The following is a 19,148-nucleotide window of genomic DNA, read 5'->3' as shown; positions in this document are numbered from 1 at the left end:
CGTTCGGCCTCCTGAAGTCGCGAAGTTAGGGGCGGCGCCTGCACTGGCGCAGCTATCGCTCGCAAGGTTTGGCGTTAGCCTCTTGATCGGCAAAGGCAAAGGCAAAGGCAAAGGCAAAGGCGCAAGCCGATAGAGATGCGAGTATGGGCGCGCGCGGGGCGGTCGATAGCCTGGCCTCATCAGCACAATAGCGAACGGTGGTTGTTCTGGAACCTGCGAAGTAGGACAATTACCGGCTTCACGTCCCTATCAGCGACCTTGCATGGCCTTTCTTGCACTTGGTATCAACCATAAGACTGCCTCGGTAGACGTACGCGAGCGCGTGGCGTTTACTCCAGAACAGCTGGTCGACGCCCTGCAGCAGCTGTGCCGACTGACCGCCAGCCGCGAGGCGGCGATCCTGTCGACCTGCAACCGCAGTGAACTCTATATCGAGCAGGACCACCTCGCCGCCGACACCGTGCTGCAATGGCTGGCCGACTACCACCAGCTGAGCCTCGACGAACTGCGCGCCAGCGCCTACGTCCATGAGGACCACGACGCCGTCAAGCACATGATGCGCGTGGCCTCCGGCCTCGACTCGCTGGTGCTCGGCGAGCCGCAGATCCTCGGCCAGATGAAGTCGGCCTATGCGGTGGCTCGCGAGGCCGGCACCGTCGGTCCGCTGCTAGGGCGCCTGTTCCAGGCCACCTTCAGCGCCGCCAAGCAGGTGCGCACCGACACCGCGATCGGCGAGAACCCAGTGTCGGTGGCTTTCGCCGCAGTCAGCCTGGCCAAGCAGATCTTCTCCGACCTGGGCCGCAGCCAAGCCCTGTTGATCGGCGCCGGCGAGACCATCACCCTGGTCGCCCGCCACCTGCACGAGCAGGGCGTGCGCCGCATCGTCGTGGCCAACCGCACCCTCGAGCGCGCCAGCATCCTGGCCGAACAGTTCGGCGCCCACGCCGTGCTGTTGTCCGATATCCCGCAAGAGCTGGTCAACAGCGACATCGTCATCAGCTCCACCGCCAGCCAGTTGCCGATCCTCGGCAAAGGCGCGGTGGAAAGCGCCCTGAAACAGCGCCGGCACAAGCCGATCTTCATGGTCGATATCGCCGTGCCACGGGATATCGAGCCACAGGTCGGCGAGCTGGACGACGTCTACCTGTATACCGTCGACGACTTGCACGAAGTGGTCGCGGAAAACCTCAAGAGCCGTCAGGGCGCGGCCCAGGCTGCCGAAGAGCTGGTTTCGGCCGGTGCCGACGACTTCATGGTGCGCCTGCGCGAGCTGGCCGCGGTGGACGTGCTCAGGGCCTACCGCCAACAGAGCGAGCGCCTGCGCGACGAAGAGCTGCAAAAGGCCCAGCGTTTGCTGGCCAACGGTGGCAACCCCGAGGACGTGCTGCTGCAACTGGCCCGGGGCCTGACCAACAAACTCCTGCATGCGCCCAGCGTGCAACTGAAAAAGCTCTCCGCCGAAGGCCGCCTCGATGCGCTGGCCATGGCCCAGGAACTCTTTGCCCTCGACGAGGGCTCGACGGATAAATCCCCGCAATGAAAGCGTCGCTGCTGAATAAACTGGACACCCTCCAGGACCGCTTCGAGGAACTCACCGCGCTGCTTGGTGACGCCGAAGTCATTTCCGACCAGACGCGCTTTCGCGCCTACTCGCGCGAGTACGCCGAAGTCGAGCCGGTGATCGGCGCCTATCAAGAGTGGCGCAAGGTGCAGGACGACCTCGAGGGCGCCCAGGCGCTGCTCAAGGACGCCGACCCCGACCTGCGCGAGATGGCCGTCGAGGAAGTGCGCGAAGCCAAGGAGCGACTGGTTGGCCTGGAGTCGCAGTTGCAGCGCATGCTGTTGCCCAAGGACCCCAACGACGGGCGCAACGTGTTCCTGGAAATCCGCGCTGGCACCGGCGGCGACGAGGCGGCGATCTTCTCCGGCGACCTGTTCCGCATGTACTCGCGCTATGCCGAGAAACGCGGCTGGCGCCTGGAAATCCTCTCCGAGAACGAGGGCGAGCACGGCGGCTACAAGGAAATCATCGCCCGCGTCGAGGGTGATAGCGTCTATGGCAAGCTCAAGTTCGAGTCCGGCGCGCACCGTGTGCAGCGGGTGCCCGAGACCGAATCCCAGGGCCGTATCCACACCTCGGCGTGCACCGTGGCGGTGCTGCCCGAGCCCGACGAGCAGGTGGCGATCGAGATCAACCCGGCCGACCTGCGGGTAGACACCTACCGCGCTTCCGGTGCCGGCGGCCAGCATGTCAACAAGACCGACTCGGCCATCCGCATCACCCACTTGCCCACCGGTATCGTGGTCGAGTGCCAGGAAGAGCGCTCGCAGCACAAGAACCGTGCCCGCGCCATGTCCTGGCTGTCGGCCAAGCTCAACGACATGCAGACCAGCGCCGCGCAGAGCGCCATCGCCAGCGAGCGCAAGCTGCTGGTGGGCTCGGGCGACCGTTCCGAACGCATTCGCACCTACAACTATCCACAGGGCCGGGTTACCGACCACCGTATCAACCTCACCCTCTACTCCCTGGACGATGTCCTCGCCGGGGGCGTGGAGGCCGTGATCGAGCCGCTGCTGGCTGAATACCAGGCCGATCAGCTGGCCGCCCTGGGAGACTGAGATGACCATCATCGCCAGCCTGCTGCGTAACGCGCAGTTGCCGGAGTCGCCAACCGCGCGGTTGGACGCCGAACTGCTCCTGGCCGCGGCCCTGGGCAAGTCGCGCAGCTACTTGCACACCTGGCCCGAGCGGATCGTCAGCAGCGAAGCGGCCGAGACCTTTGCCGGTTACCTCGAACGCCGTCGCGGCGGTGAGCCGGTGGCCTATATCCTCGGCCAGCAAGGGTTCTGGAAGCTCGACCTGGAAGTGGCGCCGCATACCCTGATCCCGCGCCCCGATACCGAGCTGCTGGTGGAGGCCGCGCTCGAGCTGCTGCCCGGCACGCCGGCCCGGGTGCTCGACCTGGGCACCGGCACCGGGGCCATCGCCCTGGCCTTGGCCAATGAGTGCCCGGCCTGGCAGGTCAGCGCCGTCGACCGTGTCGACGAGGCCGTGGCCCTGGCCGAGCGCAATCGCCAGCGCCTGGGCCTGGGCAATGTCCAGGTGCGCCGCAGCCACTGGTTCGAGGCCTTGGTCGATGAGCGCTTCGAGCTGATTCTCAGCAACCCGCCTTATATCCGTGCCGCCGATCCGCACCTGGTGGCCGGCGATGTGCGTTTCGAACCGAGCAGTGCCCTGGTGGCCGGCGAGGACGGCCTGGACGACCTGCGGGTGATCGTTGCCCAGGCCCCTGCGCACCTGGTGCCCGGTGGCTGGTTGCTGCTCGAGCATGGTTACGACCAGGCTCCTGCCGTGCGCGCGTTGCTGGTCGCGGCCGGTTTCGGCGAGGTCGCCAGCCGGGTCGACCTGGGTGGCCATGAGCGTATCAGCCTGGGGCGCCTGCCATGCTGAGCGACCAGGAGCTGCTGCGCTACAGCCGTCAGATCCTGCTGTCGCAGGTGGATATCGACGGCCAGTTGCGCCTGAAACATGGCAAGGCCCTGGTGATCGGCCTCGGCGGGCTCGGCTCGCCGGTGGCGCTGTACCTGGCTGCCGCGGGTGTCGGCACCTTGCACCTGGCCGACTTCGACACCGTTGACCTGACCAACCTGCAGCGCCAGGTGATCCATGACAGCGACAGCGTTGGCATGAGCAAGGTCGACTCTGCGATCAAGCGCCTGCTGGCGATCAACCCAGAGATTGCCCTGGTTGCCCATCGTCGGGCGCTCGACGAGGATTCGCTGGCCGCTGCCGTGGCGGCGGTCGATGTGGTGCTGGATTGCTCCGACAACTTCGCCACCCGCGAGGCGGTCAACGCCGCTTGCGTGGCGGCCGGCAAGCCGCTGGTCAGCGGCGCGGCGATCCGCCTCGAGGGGCAGTTGTCGGTGTTCGACACCCGTCGCGACAGTAGCCCTTGCTACCACTGCCTGTACGGCCATGGTAGCGAGGCCGAGCTGACCTGCAGCGAAGCTGGGGTCATCGGCCCGTTGGTCGGCCTGGTGGGCAGCCTTCAGGCCCTCGAGGCGTTGAAGCTGCTGGCAGGCTTCGGCGAGCCACTGGTGGGGCGCTTGCTGCTGATCGATGCGCTGAGCACGCGCATGCGCGAACTGCGGGTCAAGCGCGACCCCGCCTGCGCCGTGTGCGCCAACCGCCATGGCTGAGCGTTCGGCGCCGGTGGGCGTGATGGACTCGGGGGTCGGCGGCTTGTCGGTGCTCGCCGAGATCCAGCGCTTGCTGCCCAACGAATCGCTGCTGTACGTCGCCGATAGCGGCCATGTGCCCTATGGTGAGAAATCACCGGACTATATCCGCCAACGCCTGCGCCATATCGCTGGGTTCTTCCAGACGCAGGGCGCCAAGGCCATGGTCCTGGCCTGCAACACGGCGACCGTGGCGGCGGTGGCCGACCTGCGCGAGCTGTATGCGGATTGGCCGTTGGTGGGGATGGAGCCTGCGGTCAAGCCGGCGGCGGCGGCGACCCGTTCCGGCGTGGTGGGCGTGCTGGCCACCACCGGCACGCTGCAAAGCGCCAAGTTCGCCGCCTTGCTCGACCGTTTCGCCAGCGATGTGCGGGTGGTTACCCAGCCTTGCCCTGGGTTGGTCGAGCGTATCGAGGCGGGAGACCTGAGCAGTGCGCAACTGCGCCAATTGCTGCTGGGCTATGTACAACCCTTGTTGGCGGCCGGTTGCGATACCTTGATCCTTGGCTGCACCCATTACCCCTTCCTGCGTCCGCTGCTGGCCGAGATGGTGCCCGCTGAGCTTGCGATCATCGACACCGGCGCGGCCGTGGCGCGGCAACTGCAGCGTTTGCTGGTCGCGCGCGAGCTGCTGGCCGAGGGGCCGGCGCGGGCTACCGAGTTCTGGAGCAGTGCCGATCCCGATGGTTTGCAGCGGGTGTTGCCGCTGCTGTGGACAAGTACCGCCAGCGTGCAGCGTTTCCCCCTGTAGGGACCGGCATGGCCGGTGCCGTGTGCCGCGGCGCCTGGTTCGCCAGCAAGGCTGGCTCCTACGGGTCGGGGGTGGCCGGGATAACGCTGTAGGAGCCGGCTTTGCCGGCGAACACCGGCATGGCCGGTGCCATCCATCGCGGCGCTTGGTTAGCGCACATGTTCCGGCAACGGCCACAGGTTGTTCATGCCCAGGGCCTCGAGCATCAGTTCGGGGTCGCGCTGCTCCAGCTCTGCAATCAGCACTGCCGCGGCGCTCTGCGCGGTCCAGGCTTCAGGTGGCAACGATACACTCAGTGCCGGCGGCGCCACCACGGTCAGGTCGATGCCTCGGTCCAGCAACAGCTGGCGTTGCTCGCGCACCCCTTGGGGTAGGCTGTTGACGCCGCTGGGTGGCTGGGTCGGGTTATATAATTGCAAGGCCGAGTAACGGTTGAAAATCACCATCACCTGCGGCTGCTTACCTTTCATCAGCGCCGACAGGGCGCAGTTGAGCGCGCTTTCTGTGGCGCTCATGTTGCTTTGCACGATCCTCTCGAACAGGTTGCCAAGCGTGGTGTTGTCCGGCAGGTAGTCGCAGGCACCGGCGTTGATGATCAGGCCGTCGAGTGCCCCCCACTTGTCCAGTAGCCGCTGGTGGATGGCAGCGGCCTGGCTGGCCTCGGTCAACAGACCGGGCAGACGCAGCAAACTGGCCCCATGGTGGGCGCCCAAGGCGTCGAGCTCATGGCTATCCCTGCCACTGGCGGCAACTCGATGCCCTTGATCGAGCAACTGTTCCACCATGGCCAAGCCCAATCCCTGGCTGGCGCCTGTAACCCAGAAACTGCGTTTTGTACTCAAGGCAAGGCCCCCTGATCCTGCCAGCCGGACAAGCCCTTGAAGGCCGCCAATGCCCGCTGACGACTGCTTTCGAGATCGACTATTGGGTTCGAGTAATTATTAGTAGCAAATAGATCGGCAGATTTCACGGGGTAGTGAATCGATTTATCGTCCAGCGCCTGCAACTCAGGTAGCCAATGACGGATGAAACGCCCCTGCGGGTCGAAGCGCTGCGACTGGTTGATCGGGTTGAAGATCCTGAAATAGGGCACCGCGTCGGTGCCGGTCGACGCGCTCCACTGCCAGCCACCGTTGTTGGCGGCCAGGTCGCCGTCTATCAGATGGCGCATGAAATGCCGCTCGCCGTGGCGCCAGTCGATCAGCAGGTTCTTGCTGAGGAACATGGCAACGATCATGCGCAGGCGGTTGTGCATCCAGCCGGTGTGCAGCAATTGGCGCATGGCCGCATCGATGATGGCAAAGCCGGTACGGCCTTGCTGCCAGGCTTGCAGGTCGTCGGGCGCGGTGCGCCAGGGCAGGGCCTCGGTCTGTGGGCGGAAGGCGCGATGTCGCGAAACGCGCGGGTAGCCCACCAGCACGTGTTTGTAGAACTCGCGCCAGAGCAGTTCGTTGACCCAGGTCTGCACGCCGACGTTGCCGCTGTCGAACTCGCCGCGGTTGCCGGCCAATGCGCCATGTAGGCATTGACGCGGGGAGAGCACGCCCGCCGCCAGGTAGGGCGAGAGCTGGCTGGTGCCGGCCTTGGCCGGCAGGTCGCGCCATTGCTGGTAGTCTTCGATGCGTTCGTCGACGAAGCGTGTCAAACGTTGCCGCGCTTCGTCTTCGCCGGCTGGCCAGTGCCGACGCAGCGCCTCGCTGGGGGCTTCGAAACCGTCGATATGCTGGGGAATCGGGTCGCTGGCGATCGCCATCGCCGCCTGCCGGCGCACAGGCCGGGCCAAGGCCGGCACGTCACGGTGCAGGTGCTCCAGGCAGACGCGCTTGAACTGGCTGAACACCTGGAAGTAGTGGCCGCTGCGGGTGAGGATGCTGCCCGGTTGGAACAGCAACTGGTCGAGGTGGCCAATGGCATCGACGCCCGCTTGGCGCAGGAGTTGCCGGGTAGCCTGGTCGCGGCGGGCTTCGTTGAGGCCGTATTCGTCGTTCCAGTGCACGGTTTGCACATTGTGCTCCCGGCAGACCGCCAGCACGCACTGCGGCACCGTCGCCCAGGTGTCGGTGCTGCGGATCAGCAGCGGAATGTTCAGTGCTTCGAGGGCTTGGCGCAGTTGGCGCAGGTTGCGCAGCCAGAAGTCGACCTTGCAGGGCGCATCGTCGTGGGCTTGCCACTGACCGGGGCTGGCGACCCACAGGGCCAGGGTCGGCCCACGTTGGCAGGCGGCCGCCAGGGCGGTGTTGTCGTCGATGCGCAAGTCGTTGCGCAGCCAGATCAGTTGCATGCAGAGAGCGCCTTGTGAACGGTCATGATTGCTGGAGCGCGCGCAGCGCGGCCGCTGGTGTATCGAACAGCTGCAGGCCGGGCAGGGCCATGGCCTTGAGCGTGGTCTCATGGATAAGGACCGCGGCGCCACCCAGGAGTTTGGGGCCGGTGACGTCGTGCAAGGCACGGGTGAGCCCGGCCAGGTCCGGGTGGCGCCCCAGGTGCAGCACCAGGGCGCGGGGTTGCAATTGCTCGATGGCGTGGCGTAACTGGCGTGGTTCCACCGCCCACTCGAGGATCTCCAGTGCCTGGCCACTGCTGCTCAGCAGCCAGGCGCTGAGCCAGAACTCGGCAGCGAAGAGCGTATCGTCGGTGCGGGCAAGCAGTACGCAGGGCCCGGCCAGGGAGTGGTTGTCGTGGTACACCCTCGCGCCCAGCTTGCTGCGTAGCCAGGTATGGAAGAACACTTGCTCCAGGCGGGCATCGAAGTGGGTCTGCCAGCGCAGGTGCAAGGCATCGAGCAGGGGCAGGAGCAGGCGCTCGCAGACGGTCACCGCCGGATACAGCGCCATTGCCTGGTTCAGCAACTGGTCCAGCGGGCGTTGGGCCAGACGGGCGACGGCGTCGATCAGCTGTTCGATGCGCGCGCCCCATTCCCCCTGGATCGGCGCTGGCGCTTCGGCGGCATGGTCAAGCAGTTCGCGTACCTGGCTCACCGCAGCGCCGCGGTCCAGCCAGCGCAGCACGTCCTGGACCCGCTGTACCTGGTCCTGTGGATAAAGCCGATGGCCCTTGGCCGTGCGCTGCGGCTTGATCAGCCCGTAGCGGCGTTCCCAGGCGCGCAGGGTGACGGGGTTGACCCCCGTCAGGCGGGCGACCTCGCCAATGGGCAACAGGGGGTCAGATGGCATTGCGCAGTCCCAGTTCGAGGGGGTGAGGTTGTAGGTAGACCTGTTGCAACAGGTACGGGTCAGGGTGCTTGCGCAGGTGGTGGCGCAGCAGGGTCAGGGGAACCACCAAGGGCACCACGCCCTGCTGGTACTGGCCGATGATCTGCTGCAGCTCCGCCTTGTCCGCCTGGCCAAGGTCGTTGCGCAGGTAGCCGCTCAGGTGCTGCAGCACATTGCCGTGGGTGCCGCGACTGGCGCAGCGGCGCAGGGCCTGCATCAGTTGGCTGAAGTAGCGCGGGCCGACCAGCGCCGGATCGTCGTCGCGGCGCAGGCTGCCGAGTAAACGGCCCAGGCGGCGGTAGGCTTCAGGGTTGTGGGCCATCAGCAGGTATTTGTAGCGCGAGTGGAAAGCGATCAGCGCGCCGCGGCTCAGGCCCTGGCCCAGCTGCTGCTGCCAGTCGGCGTAGGCGTAGACCCGGGCGATGAAGTTTTCCCGCAGGACCGGGTCGTGCAGGCGGCCTTCTTCCTCGACCGGCAGGTCCGGGCGGCGTGCGCAGAATGCCGCCGCGTAGGCGCCACGACCGCCCTGCTGGGCAGGGCGGCCGTCGTCCTGGTAGACCTTGACCCGTTCCAGGCCACAGGACGGCGATTTCTGCATGAAGATGTAGCCGCAGATGTCGTCGACTTCCTCGGCGATCTGCTCGGCGTAGGCGCGCAATGGCCCGGCCAGGTCGGTGCCGCCATTGCGCGTGCCGACCACGGCAGGGTGCTCGGGGGCGCCCACCAGACGAATCGGTTCGCGCGGGGTGCCCAGGCCGATCGCCACCTCCGGGCATAGCGCCACCCAGTCGAAGTGCTGGCCAAGCAGCTCGAGGCACAGGTTGGAGGCTTTGTGGCCGGCGTTGTAGCGCACCGGTTGGCCGGTCAGGCAGGCGCTGATGGCCAGGCGTGGCTTGTGGGCGAGCGAGGGCGCGTTCATCGCTGTCTCCGAAGTGACTTGTACAGATTGCACAGGTTGTACAAGTCAATTCCAGCACAAATGCAAACTTATACAAAGCAACTTTTTTGTATAAGTCTGCTGACGCGCTATTCCAGATGCGCCAACAGGCGCCTTGCCGCCTCCTGGCCGCTGAGCCACGCCCCTTCGACCCGACCGGACAGGCACCAGTCGCCACAGGCATACAGGCCCAGGTCGGCATCGGCCAGTGTGCCCCATTCGTGGTTGCCCGCCGGGCGTGCGTACAGCCAGCGGTGGGCGAGGGCGAACGTGGGGGCTGGCACCACGCAGCCGACCAGTTCGGCGAACTCGCCCCACAACTGTTCGATCACCTCTTCCTTGGGCAGGTCGATATGGTGCTTGCTCCAGCTGGAGGTGGCATGCAGCACCCAGGTATCGAGCTGTTCGTCACGCCCCGGCTTGCTGCGGTTGCGTGCCAGCCAGTCGAGTGGATTGTCCTGCACGAAGCAGCCTTGCATGGGGGTGTCGAGCGGGGTCTGAAAGCCCAGGGCGATGGCCCAGGTCGGTTCCATCTGCACGCCGGCGGCGACCGCGGCGAGCTTCGGCGCGGCGGCCAGCAGCGGTGTGGCCTGGGGGGCGGGCACGGCGATCACCACGCGGCTGAACGGCCCATGGCTGCATCCCTCGGTGTCCTGCAGGTGCCAGTATTGCTTGCCGCGAAACACTTCGGCGATACGGCAGCCGAAGTTGACCGTGACATCCTTGAGCAGGCCGCGGGTGATGGCGCTCATGCGCGGCACGCCGACCCAGCGCACCTGCTCGTCGGGGGATGGGGTCAGCTCGCCATCGCGGTAGTTGTACAGCTGGGGCTTCCACTGCTCCGCCCAGCCGGCGTCTACCCAGTGGTGCACCTGCTCGACGAAGCGCCGGTCGCGGGCGGTGAAGTACTGGGCGCCGAGATCCAGCGCGCCAGCATCGCTGCGCTTGCTGGCCATGCGGCCGCCGCTGCCATGGCCCTTGTCGAACAGGTGGACGGTCTGCCCGGCCTTTTGCAGAGCCTGGGCGGCGGACAGGCCGGCGATACCGGCACCGATGATGGCAATAGGTACTGTCATGATGGCCTCTTCGAACCTAGCTGTATGCAGCCTACGCTGCCAGGCAAACCTGTACAATGCACAATCTTTGTATAAGGTTATTCCGCTCGATTAGGACAGGTTGGCCTATGTTTATCCGAGAGCGTTCGGTCAAAAAAGTGCCTTGATCTTAAAAATAGACCACGGCCGCCAAGTGTGAGGACACAGCCATGCATATATTGCTGACCGGCGGTACCGGCCTGATCGGCCAACACCTCTGCCAGCTGTGGCAGGAACAGGGGCATCGCCTGAGCGTATGGAGCCGCCGCCCCGGGGAGGTGGCGAAAATCTGTGGCCGCGATGTTCGCGGGGTCGCCCGGCTTGAGGAAATCGCCAGCGATGACCGGGTGGATGCGGTGATCAACCTGGCCGGTGCGCCGATTGCCGACCGGCCCTGGACGGCGGCCCGACGCACCTTGTTGTGGGCCAGCCGGGTGACCCTGACCGAGCAGCTGCTGGCCTGGCTGGCAAGCCGCGAGCAACGGCCGCAGGTGTTGGTGTCGGGCTCTGCGGTGGGCTGGTATGGCGATGGCGGCGAACGTGAGCTGAGCGAAGCCTCGCCGCCGGTGAAGGAGGACTTCGCCAGCCAGCTGTGCATCGCCTGGGAAGAAACCGCGCAACGCGCCCAGGCCCTTGGCATTCGTGTGGTGTTGGTGCGCACGGGGCTGGTGCTGGCCGCCGATGGCGGCTTTTTGTCGCGCCTGCGCCTGCCGTACAAACTGGGCCTGGGCGGGCCGTTGGGCGATGGTCGGCAGTGGATGCCATGGATCCATATAGACGACCAGATCGCCTTGATTGATTTTCTTGTGCAGCATAACGACGCCAGCGGTCCTTATAATGCCTGCGCGCCAGAGCCGGTGCGCAACCGCGCATTCGCCAAGTGCCTGGGCCGCGCCCTGCACCGTCCGGCGTTCATGCCGGTGCCGGCGTTGCTGCTCAAGGCCGGGCTCGGCGAGCTGTCGACGCTGTTGCTCGGTGGCCAGCGTGCCCGCCCGGTACGCTTGCTGGCGGCGGGCTTCACGTTCCGCTTCAACGATCTGCAATCGGCCCTGGACGACCTGTCCAGCCGCCTCTGACATAGGACGCTGCATGACCGATCATGCCCTGCTGCTGGTCAACCTGGGTTCGCCGGCTTCAACTTCGGTGGCCGATGTGCGCCGTTATCTCAACCAGTTCCTGATGGACCCATACGTGATCGACCTGCCCTGGCCGGTGCGTCGGCTGCTGGTGTCGCTGATCCTGATCAAGCGCCCGGAGCAGTCGGCCCACGCCTACGCGTCGATCTGGTGGGACGAGGGCTCGCCGCTGGTGGTGCTGACCCGGCGCTTGCAACAGGCGATGACGGCCCACTGGCCCCATGGCCCGGTGGAAATCGCCATGCGCTATGGCCAGCCGGCGCTGCCCGAGGTGTTGGAGCGCCTGGCAGCCCAAGGCGTGCGCAAGGTGACCCTGGCGCCGCTTTATCCACAGTTCGCCGACAGCACGGTGACCACGGTGGTCGAGTTGGCCAGGCAGACCATCGCCGAACGCAAGCTGCCCCTGCAAACCCGCATCTTGCAGCCATTCTACGAGCACCCCGACTACATCGCGGCGTTGGCTGCCAGTGCCCGGCCCTACCTGGAGCAGGGCTACGATCACCTGCTGCTGAGCTTCCATGGCTTGCCCGAGCGGCACCTGAAGAAGCTCGACCCCACCGGCCAGCACGACTTCCAGGCCGCCGACTGCTGCAAGGACGCCAGCGCCGAGATGCGCGCGGTGTGCTATCGCGGCCAGTGCCTGGCCACGGCACGGGCGTTCGCGGTGAAGATGGGTATCCCCGAGGGCAAGTGGTCGGTGTCGTTCCAGTCGCGCCTGGGGCGGGCCAAATGGATCGAGCCCTATACCGAAACGCGGCTGGACGAGTTAGGCAAGGCTGGAGTGAAGAAGCTGCTGGTGATGTGCCCGGCGTTCGTTGCCGACTGCATCGAGACGCTGGAGGAGATCGGCATGCGCGGCAGCGAGCAGTTCATCGAGGCGGGCGGCAGGGAGTTGGTGCTGGTGCCGTGCTTGAATGAGCACCCGGAGTGGGTGAAGGCGTTGGCGGGGATGTGCGAGAAGGCTTGAGATTTGTATAGAGGGGCTGTTTTGCAGCCCTTTCGCGGCACAAGGCCGCTCCTACATCGTCTGTAGGAGCGGCCTTGTGCCGCGAAAGGGCCGCAAGGCGGCCCCAGGATGTCAAGAAAGACTTAAGGCAGTTGATCGTCCAGCTTCTTGTTCTTCCAGCCGTCGTTGCCCGGCAGGATCAGGTTCAGGGCAATGGCCACCACCGCGCACAGCGCGATGCCTTTCAGGCCCCAGTCATCCGGGCCGTCACCGCTGCCGATCAGCACGCCACCGATACCGAACACCAGGGTCACCGAGACGATCACCAGGTTGCGGGCTTCGGCCAGGTCGATCTTGTGGCGGATCATGGTGTTCATGCCCACCGCCGCGATCGAACCGAACAACAGGCACAGGATGCCGCCCATCACCGGTACCGGGATGCTCTGCAGCAGCGCGCCGAACTTGCCGATGAAGGCCAGGGTGATGGCAAAGATCGCCGCCCAGGTCATGATCTTCGGGTTGTAGTTCTTGGTCAGCATCACCGCGCCGGTCACTTCGGCGTAGGTGGTGTTGGGCGGCCCGCCGAACAGGCCGGCGGCTGTGGTCGCCAGGCCGTCGCCCAGCAAGGTGCGGTGCAGGCCCGGCTTCTTCAGGTAGTCGCGTCCGGTCACGCTGCCCACCGCGATCACTCCGCCGATATGCTCGATCGCCGGTGCCAGGGCGACCGGGACGATGAACAGGATGGCCTGCCAGTTGAACGCTGGCGCGGTGAAATTGGGCACCTCGAGCCAGGGCGCGGCGGCGATCTTGGCGGTATCGACCACGCCGAAGGCGAACGACAGGGCGAAGCCCACCAGCACGCCAGCGATGATCGGCACCAGGCGGAAGATACCCTTGCCGAACACGGCGACGATCAGCGTGGTCAGCAGCGCCGGCATGGAGATCAGCATGGCGGTCTTGTAGGGCATCAGCGCGGCGCCGTCGCCGCCCTTGCCCATCGCCATGTTGGCGGCGATCGGCGCCATGGCCAGGCCGATGGAGATGATCACCGGGCCGATCACCACCGGCGGCAACATGCGGTCGATGAAGCCGGTGCCCTTGATCTTCACCATCAGGCCCATGAAGGTGTACACGAACCCAGCAGCCATCACGCCGCCCATGGTCTCGGCCAGGCCGAACTGGCCCTTGGCAAGGATGATCGGGGTGATGAAGGCAAAGCTCGAGGCCAGGAATACCGGGACCTGACGGCCTGTGACCAGCTGGAACAGCAGGGTGCCGATACCGGCGGTGAACAGCGCCACGTTAGGGTCCAGGCCGGTGATCAGCGGCATCAGCACCAGCGCGCCGAATGCCACGAAGAGCATCTGCGCGCCCGAAACGACCTGGCGCCAGAGCGGGTCGTTGAAGCCGTCCTGCATGGTCAGGCGTCCTTCTGCTTGGTGCCGAAGATCTTGTCGCCGGCATCGCCCAGGCCTGGAACGATGTAGCCGTGTTCGTTAAGGCGCTGGTCGATCGAGGCGGTGTAGATCTGCACGTCCGGGTGGGCTTTTTCCACCACGGCGATACCTTCGGGGGCCGCGACCAGGACCATGGCGCGGATCTCCTTGCAGCCGGCTTTTTTCAGCAGGTCGATGGTGGCGACCATCGAGTTGCCGGTGGCCAGCATCGGGTCGATGATCAGGGCCAGGCGCTGGTTGATGTCCGGCGCGAGCTTTTCCAGGTAGGTGTGGGCTTCGAGGGTTTCCTCGTTGCGGGCGACACCGACGGCGCTGACCTTGGCGCCGGGCACCAGGCTGAGCACGCCGTCGAGCATGCCGATACCAGCGCGCAGGATCGGTACCACGGTAATCTTCTTGCCGGCGATCTTCTCGACTTGCACCTTGCCGCACCAGCCGTCGATCTCGTAGGTTTCGAGCGGCAGGTCCTGGGTGGCTTCATAGGTCAGTAGTGCACCGACTTCCTGGGCGAGTTCGCGAAAATTCTTGGTGCTGATATCGGCACGGCGCATCAGGCCGAGCTTGTGGCGGATCAGCGGATGGCGGATCTCACGAGTAGGCATAGGGGGAGGGCTCCGGGAGGCGGGCAAAAAAACCGCGCTAGATTAATCTATTCAGTCCTTGATGTCGTGCAGTCATTGTGCACGTTAGTCCATAAAGGCTTGATCTGAGACGAGCGGATGCGTACCTTTGCCCGCTTTTCCAAAATGCACCCCCTGGAGCGCGCCATGTCCGCCGATCTCGAGCATATCCGTCAAGTGATGCACGAGGCTGATTGCCTGTACAACGAAGCCGAGGTCGAGGTGGCCATCGCCGAGGTCGGCAAACGCATCTGCGTTGACCTGCACGACAAGAACCCGGTTGTGTTCTGCGTGATGAACGGTGGCCTGATCTTCGCCGGAAAGCTGTTGACCCACCTGCAGTTCCCGCTGGAAGTCTCGTACATCCATGCCACCCGCTACCGCAACCAGACCAGCGGTGGTGAGCTGTTCTGGAAGGCCAAGCCGGAAGTGTCGTTCATCGACCGTGACGTGCTGATCGTCGATGACATCCTCGACGAAGGCCACACCCTCAGCGCGATCATCGAGTTCTGCAAGCATGCCGGCGCCCGTGCGGTGCACACTGCCGTGCTGATCGACAAGGACCACGACCGCAAGGCCAGCCCGGACCTGAAAGCCAGCTACTTCGGCCTGTCCTGCGTGGACCGCTACATCTTCGGCTACGGCATGGACTACAAGGGCTACTGGCGCAACGCCAACGGCATCTTCGCCGTCAAGGGGTTGTGAGCATGCGCCAGCCCGCTTACCTCGATCAGTCGTTGTTCGCCGAGCTGGCGCAAAAAGCCACCGATAGTCCGCGTGGCCGGCATCACCACAATTTCCATGAAATGCACGAGCCTTGCCACCGCCTGGCGGTCGGCCTGCAACCGTCTACCTACATTGCGCCGCATCGGCACCTGAGCGACGACAAGGCCGAAGTGTTGGTCGTACTCAAGGGGCGCCTGGGGCTGTTGATCTTCGATGATCAGGGCGTGGTAATCGAAAAGCGTGTACTGCAGGCAGGCGGTGAGTGCCTGGGCGTCGACCTGACGCCAGGCACTTACCATGGCTTGGTGGTGCTCGAGCAGGATAGCGTGCTGTTCGAAGGCAAGGCCGGGCCCTATCGCCCGTTGGGCGAAGGCGAGCATGCCCACTGGGCCCCGCGCGAAGGGGAGCCCGAGGTTGCCGAGTACCACGCCTGGATGCGCGCGCAGTTCGACTGACCGTCTTTCGCGGCGGTGCGGGCTTGCCCCGTGATGAGGCCTGTGCGTAGAGTGCCTGCTCATGCCAAGGAGCCTCACATGCGTGCGATCGTCCCCCTGCTGCTGGCGGTGAGCCTGCCGTTGTCCGCCGCCCCGCTGCACAGCCAGTTTCTCCCGCCAGACGATCTTTCCCTGCGCCAGGAGGCACCGACCAGCCAGCAACTGCTGCAGGTCACCGACTACAGCGTGGTGGTCGGCACCCAGCGCCAGTCCGACCAGCAGCCGATCCCTATCACTGCTTCGTTGCAGATGCGCCTTAAAGGCAAGCCGCTGAGCAAGGGCGCGACCATTGGCCAGGTGCTGGTCAACTTCGATGGCGAGGGTGGCAAGAGCCTGAAGAAGCCGGTGTATGACGACAAAACCCGCACCCTGACCCTGAACTACCCGCTGGCCGATTACCGGGTGATCGTCGACCTGCTGCGCAACGAGACCCTCTACGTGCAGTTCCTCACCTATGCCAATGGTCATATCTGGGCCGACTTGCACACCGGTAGCGTACGTACGCGTTGAGGCTCGTCGCTGCGCGAGGGTAAACTGCCGGCCTTTGAAAATGCCCGTGATGGCCCAGTTGGAGTCGGCGATGCGTAAAGACAAGAAACAAGTGATTGGTGATGAGATCAGCGATGACTACATCAAGACCTTCCTGCAGTTCGAGCCGGCCGATGGCCTGACCTCGCCGTCGCATCACAAGCTGATCAAGGCCTATCGTGGCCTGCGTGTCGACGACTTCGAGCGCTATGTGGGCTTCTTCGTCGAGGCCGGTTACGACCTTGACGGCAAGGACGAGCATGGCAAGACCTTCGTCGAGGCCATCGCCGACCAGCGCAATGCGCCGGAGTATATCGAGATCATCGACAACGCCCGCGGCTGATTTCACCTTTCGGCTTCTCCTGTAGGAGCGGCCTTGTGCCGCGAAAGGGGCGCGAAGCGGCCCCAGATTTCAGCATTCCTGTAACATTGCCGGGGCTGCTTTGCAGCCCTTTCGCGACACAAGGCCGCTCCTACAAGAGGGAGGTCAGCCTGGCGAGACAGGCACAAAAAAACGCCCCGAAGGGCGTTTTTTCGTTTCAGCCGGATCAGGCGTAATGCTTGGCCGGGCTGCTCTCCACCAGTTCCAGCGCCACATCGTTGTCGGCGCTGATCTTGTGGTACAGGGCCGCGTCGGTGGCCAGGGTCTTCTCGCGTGCCGGGAAGATCTCCTTGAGCTTGGCGGCCCAGGCACCCTTGGCCTGCTCGGGGAAGCAGCGTTCGATCAGCTCGAGCATGATCGAAACGGTCACCGAAGCGCCTGGCGAGGCGCCGAGCAGTGCGGCCAGGCTGCCGTCCTGGGCCGAGACCAGCTCGGTGCCGAACTGCAGCACGCCGCCTTTCTTCGGGTCCTTCTTGATGATCTGCACGCGCTGGCCAGCCACTTCCAGGCGCCAGTCCTCGGCCTTGGCCTCGGGGTAGAAGCGGCGCAGGGATTCCAGGCGCTGTTCCATCGACTGCATCACTTCGCTGACCAGGTACTTGGTCAGGTCCATGTTGTCGCGGGCCACGGCCAGCATCGGGCCGATGTTGCCCATGCGCACCGAAAGCGGCAGGTCCATGAACGAGCCGTGCTTGAGGAACTTGGTGGTAAAGCCGGCGTAAGGTCCGAACAGCAGCGATTTCTTGCCATCGACCACGCGGGTGTCCAGGTGCGGTACCGACATCGGCGGCGCGCCAACGGCGGCTTGGCTGTAGACCTTGGCCTGGTGTTGCTTGACGATTTCCGGGTTGTCGCAACGCAGCCACTGGCCGCTGACCGGGAAACCACCGAAGCCTTTGCTTTCCGGGATGCCGGACAGCTGCAGCAGTGGCAGGGCGGCGCCACCGGCACCCAGGAAGACGAAGCGGGCGTCGACTTCACGGCTGCCGCCGCTGTTGACGTCCTTGATGCTCACGGTCCAGCCGCTGCCGTTGCGGCGCAGGCCGACGACCTTCTTGCTGTATTTGACCTGTGTGTCCGGCGTGTCGCCGAGCAGCTTGAGCAGCTTGTTGGTCAGGGCGCCGAAGTTGACGTCGGTGCCCTTGAGCACGCGGGTGGCGGCGATGTGCTGGTCGGCCGGACGGCCTGGCATCATCAGCGGCATCCAGTCGTTCATCACGGCCTTGTCTTCGGTGTATTCCATCTCGGCGAAGGCGTGGTGCTGCTTGAGCATCTCGAAACGCTTCTTGAGGAAGGAAACGCCCTTGTCACCCTCGACGTAGCTCAGGTGCGGCACCGGGTTGATGAACGCGCGCGCCGAGCCGAAGCTGCCCTTCTTGCTCAGGTACGCCCAGAACTGGCGGGAAACCTCGAACTGGGTGTTGATGTGCACGGCCTTCTTGATGTCGATGCTGCCATCGGCGGCCTGCGGGGTATAGTTCAGCTCGCACAGGCCGGCATGGCCGGTACCGGCGTTGTTCCAGGGGTTGGAACTCTCCGCGGCCCCGGAGTCCATCGCCTCGACGACCTCCAGTTTGAGGGTCGGGTCGAGCTCCTTGAGCAGTACGGCCAGGGTGGCACTCATGATGCCCGCGCCTACCAGTACCACATCAACCGATTCGTTCTGCGCCATTAACGCGTCTCCACAATCTACAGCACCTAATTGACAGCATAGGATCCCTGGGGTGGCCAGGATCGCCATGTCCGACTCTTCGCAGTTCTTGCAACTTCCGCGGACACCGCCAATCAGTCTTGGGTGTTCAGGTATTGAACCCCGTTTGCCGCAGGTGCGGCAATTCGACTTATGGTCAAGTGAACCGTCGTGCGTTATGGACCGGCCTCAGGCTCCCATCCAGGATGAGCGCTTTTGCCGTCTGTTCAGGGCTGTTCGGGACACATCTGCCGCTTTTACACATGCCAGACTGTTCATTTGCTCGCCACACTCTCGTGAAGTTGTGAAAAACCGTTTTTTCACGCTCTTTTGGAGTCGTGAACCTCAAAAGTGGACTGCGCGATGGCAACCCGCAGGTTCATGCGAAGCGGAAGGCCGGGAACAGCAGGCACGACAGCCAATGCAAGACCTGAGTGGAAGGCTCTCTGTGGGCGAAGCGTCGAGGGTGCCGGGGTCAAGCGGCGAATGCGGGGCCCGATCAGGAGACGTCCTTATAATCGGGGGGAGATTATAACGATGTCGCGGGCGGAAAGGGCGTACTTGTTGGGTTTTTATTGCAGCGTTTATCAGGCTGACAGGGTGCGTCGCTGCCAATGCTGCATTGCGCGGGCGCAAACCCGGGCGCTGCTCGGTAGCGGGCGACCGAGCCAGGCCAGTTGCGCCTCGTGCACCTGCACCCAGGCGCCGTTGCCCGGCGCTGTAGTGCACTGCTTGAAACCGAGGCAGGTGCCATCGCTGTCGAGGCGGGCGTAAGTGGCGTGGCGCGGGCGGTGCAAGAGCAGGGTCCAGAGCGAGGCCATGATGGTCAGTCCTGTGTGTGAGGGCTGACGCGAGGATAACCGCAGGGGCATGAAACGATTGTGACAGAAGGGCGGTTGCAAGCTACAAGCGGCAACCGCCAAGGAAAAGCGCAAG

The 19,148-nt window shown here is 64.8% G+C and carries 20 protein-coding genes; 11 read left to right on the top strand and 9 right to left on the bottom strand.

The features are described 5' to 3' along the window. The first annotated feature begins 262 nt into the window (after positions 1-262). Genes hemA through murI form a run of 5 tightly spaced genes read left to right on the top strand, consistent with a single transcriptional unit; the run spans position 263 to position 4,990 of the window. Positions 263-1,540: a glutamyl-tRNA reductase gene (gene hemA, locus ACODS5_RS08225; RefSeq protein WP_134690091.1), complete on the top strand. Its 1,278-nt coding sequence runs from the start codon at positions 263-265 to the stop codon at positions 1,538-1,540. Next, positions 1,537-2,619: a peptide chain release factor 1 gene (gene prfA, locus ACODS5_RS08220; RefSeq protein WP_489108374.1), complete on the top strand. Its 1,083-nt coding sequence runs from the start codon at positions 1,537-1,539 to the stop codon at positions 2,617-2,619. The genes hemA and prfA overlap by 4 nt, the downstream gene beginning before the upstream one ends. Before the next feature lies 1 nt (position 2,620). Then, positions 2,621-3,451, top strand: a complete 831-nt coding sequence (prmC, locus tag ACODS5_RS08215) for a peptide chain release factor N(5)-glutamine methyltransferase (RefSeq protein ID WP_489108373.1) — start codon at positions 2,621-2,623, stop codon at positions 3,449-3,451. Beyond that, positions 3,445-4,200 carry a molybdopterin-synthase adenylyltransferase MoeB gene (locus ACODS5_RS08210; protein WP_217850245.1) on the top strand — a complete coding sequence of 252 codons (756 nt, stop codon included), beginning with the start codon at positions 3,445-3,447 and terminating at the stop codon, positions 4,198-4,200. The genes prmC and ACODS5_RS08210 overlap by 7 nt, the downstream gene beginning before the upstream one ends. Continuing rightward, entirely contained in the window at positions 4,193-4,990 is a 798-nt protein-coding gene (gene murI / locus ACODS5_RS08205) for a glutamate racemase (RefSeq protein ID WP_489108372.1), read from the top strand. Before ACODS5_RS08210 ends, murI begins: the two co-directional genes overlap by 8 nt. 149 nt (positions 4,991-5,139) lie before the next feature. On the opposite strand, the gene ACODS5_RS08200 is transcribed toward murI, so the two are convergent. The 5 genes from ACODS5_RS08200 to ACODS5_RS08180 form a co-directional block, all read right to left on the bottom strand. Next, positions 5,140-5,832, bottom strand: a complete 693-nt coding sequence (locus ACODS5_RS08200; protein ID WP_489108371.1) for an SDR family NAD(P)-dependent oxidoreductase — start codon at positions 5,830-5,832, stop codon at positions 5,140-5,142. Further along, a complete protein-coding gene (gene phrB / locus ACODS5_RS08195) occupies positions 5,829-7,271 on the bottom strand; it encodes a deoxyribodipyrimidine photo-lyase (RefSeq protein WP_489108370.1) in 1,443 nt (480 codons plus the stop codon). Before phrB ends, ACODS5_RS08200 begins: the two co-directional genes overlap by 4 nt. Before the next feature lie 22 nt (positions 7,272-7,293). Continuing rightward, positions 7,294-8,163 carry a MerR family transcriptional regulator gene (locus tag ACODS5_RS08190; protein ID WP_256660228.1) on the bottom strand — a complete coding sequence of 290 codons (870 nt, stop codon included), beginning with the start codon at positions 8,161-8,163 and terminating at the stop codon, positions 7,294-7,296. Continuing rightward, the gene (locus ACODS5_RS08185; protein ID WP_489108369.1) at positions 8,153-9,121 is read right to left on the bottom strand and encodes a YbgA family protein; all 969 of its coding nucleotides are present in this window, start codon (positions 9,119-9,121) and stop codon (positions 8,153-8,155) included. The genes ACODS5_RS08190 and ACODS5_RS08185 overlap by 11 nt, the downstream gene beginning before the upstream one ends. Before the next feature lie 107 nt (positions 9,122-9,228). Beyond that, positions 9,229-10,215, bottom strand: coding sequence for an NAD(P)/FAD-dependent oxidoreductase (locus ACODS5_RS08180; RefSeq protein ID WP_489108368.1), 987 nt, complete (start codon positions 10,213-10,215; stop codon positions 9,229-9,231). A 188-nt stretch (positions 10,216-10,403) separates the two neighbouring features. Between ACODS5_RS08180 and ACODS5_RS08175 the strand changes: the two genes are divergently transcribed. Beyond that, positions 10,404-11,309 carry a TIGR01777 family oxidoreductase gene (locus ACODS5_RS08175; RefSeq protein WP_489108367.1) on the top strand — a complete coding sequence of 302 codons (906 nt, stop codon included), beginning with the start codon at positions 10,404-10,406 and terminating at the stop codon, positions 11,307-11,309. 13 nt (positions 11,310-11,322) lie between these two features. Beyond that, the gene (gene hemH / locus ACODS5_RS08170; RefSeq protein WP_489108366.1) at positions 11,323-12,336 is read left to right on the top strand and encodes a ferrochelatase; all 1,014 of its coding nucleotides are present in this window, start codon (positions 11,323-11,325) and stop codon (positions 12,334-12,336) included. A gap of 122 nt (positions 12,337-12,458) precedes the next feature. Here the strand turns inward: hemH and ACODS5_RS08165 are convergent, their stop codons facing one another. Further along, positions 12,459-13,733: a uracil-xanthine permease family protein gene (locus ACODS5_RS08165; protein ID WP_134690080.1), complete on the bottom strand. Its 1,275-nt coding sequence runs from the start codon at positions 13,731-13,733 to the stop codon at positions 12,459-12,461. Between the two features lie 2 nt (positions 13,734-13,735). Then, positions 13,736-14,374, bottom strand: a complete 639-nt coding sequence (gene upp, locus ACODS5_RS08160) for a uracil phosphoribosyltransferase (RefSeq protein ID WP_134690079.1) — start codon at positions 14,372-14,374, stop codon at positions 13,736-13,738. A gap of 165 nt (positions 14,375-14,539) precedes the next feature. Here upp and ACODS5_RS08155 point away from each other — a divergent pair, with 165 nt between their 5' ends. The 4 genes from ACODS5_RS08155 to ACODS5_RS08140 all read left to right on the top strand — a co-directional run bounded on the left by ACODS5_RS08155 (position 14,540) and on the right by ACODS5_RS08140 (position 16,483). After that, positions 14,540-15,097 (top strand): hypoxanthine-guanine phosphoribosyltransferase, encoded by a 558-nt coding sequence (locus ACODS5_RS08155; RefSeq protein ID WP_134690078.1) that lies wholly within the window; start codon positions 14,540-14,542, stop codon positions 15,095-15,097. A 2-nt stretch (positions 15,098-15,099) separates the two neighbouring features. Further along, entirely contained in the window at positions 15,100-15,573 is a 474-nt protein-coding gene (locus ACODS5_RS08150) for a WbuC family cupin fold metalloprotein (protein ID WP_134690077.1), read from the top strand. A 78-nt stretch (positions 15,574-15,651) separates the two neighbouring features. Beyond that, positions 15,652-16,122 (top strand): hypothetical protein, encoded by a 471-nt coding sequence (locus tag ACODS5_RS08145; protein ID WP_134690076.1) that lies wholly within the window; start codon positions 15,652-15,654, stop codon positions 16,120-16,122. A gap of 70 nt (positions 16,123-16,192) precedes the next feature. Further along, on the top strand, positions 16,193-16,483 hold the full coding sequence (locus ACODS5_RS08140) for a PA4642 family protein (RefSeq protein ID WP_489108365.1): 291 nt from the start codon (positions 16,193-16,195) through the stop codon (positions 16,481-16,483). 205 nt (positions 16,484-16,688) lie between these two features. On the opposite strand, the gene mqo is transcribed toward ACODS5_RS08140, so the two are convergent. Next, complete coding sequence (gene mqo / locus ACODS5_RS08135; RefSeq protein ID WP_134690074.1) at positions 16,689-18,194, bottom strand: malate dehydrogenase (quinone); 1,506 nt, start codon at positions 18,192-18,194, stop codon at positions 16,689-16,691. A gap of 605 nt (positions 18,195-18,799) precedes the next feature. Next, positions 18,800-19,033 (bottom strand): hypothetical protein, encoded by a 234-nt coding sequence (locus ACODS5_RS08130; RefSeq protein WP_134690073.1) that lies wholly within the window; start codon positions 19,031-19,033, stop codon positions 18,800-18,802. Positions 19,034-19,148 lie beyond the last annotated feature (115 nt).

The sequence above is a fragment of the Pseudomonas sp. FG47 genome, from assembly GCF_057809115.1.
Note: the sequence above shows the minus strand (reverse complement) of the source record. Positions and strands in the feature narration are given on the sequence as shown.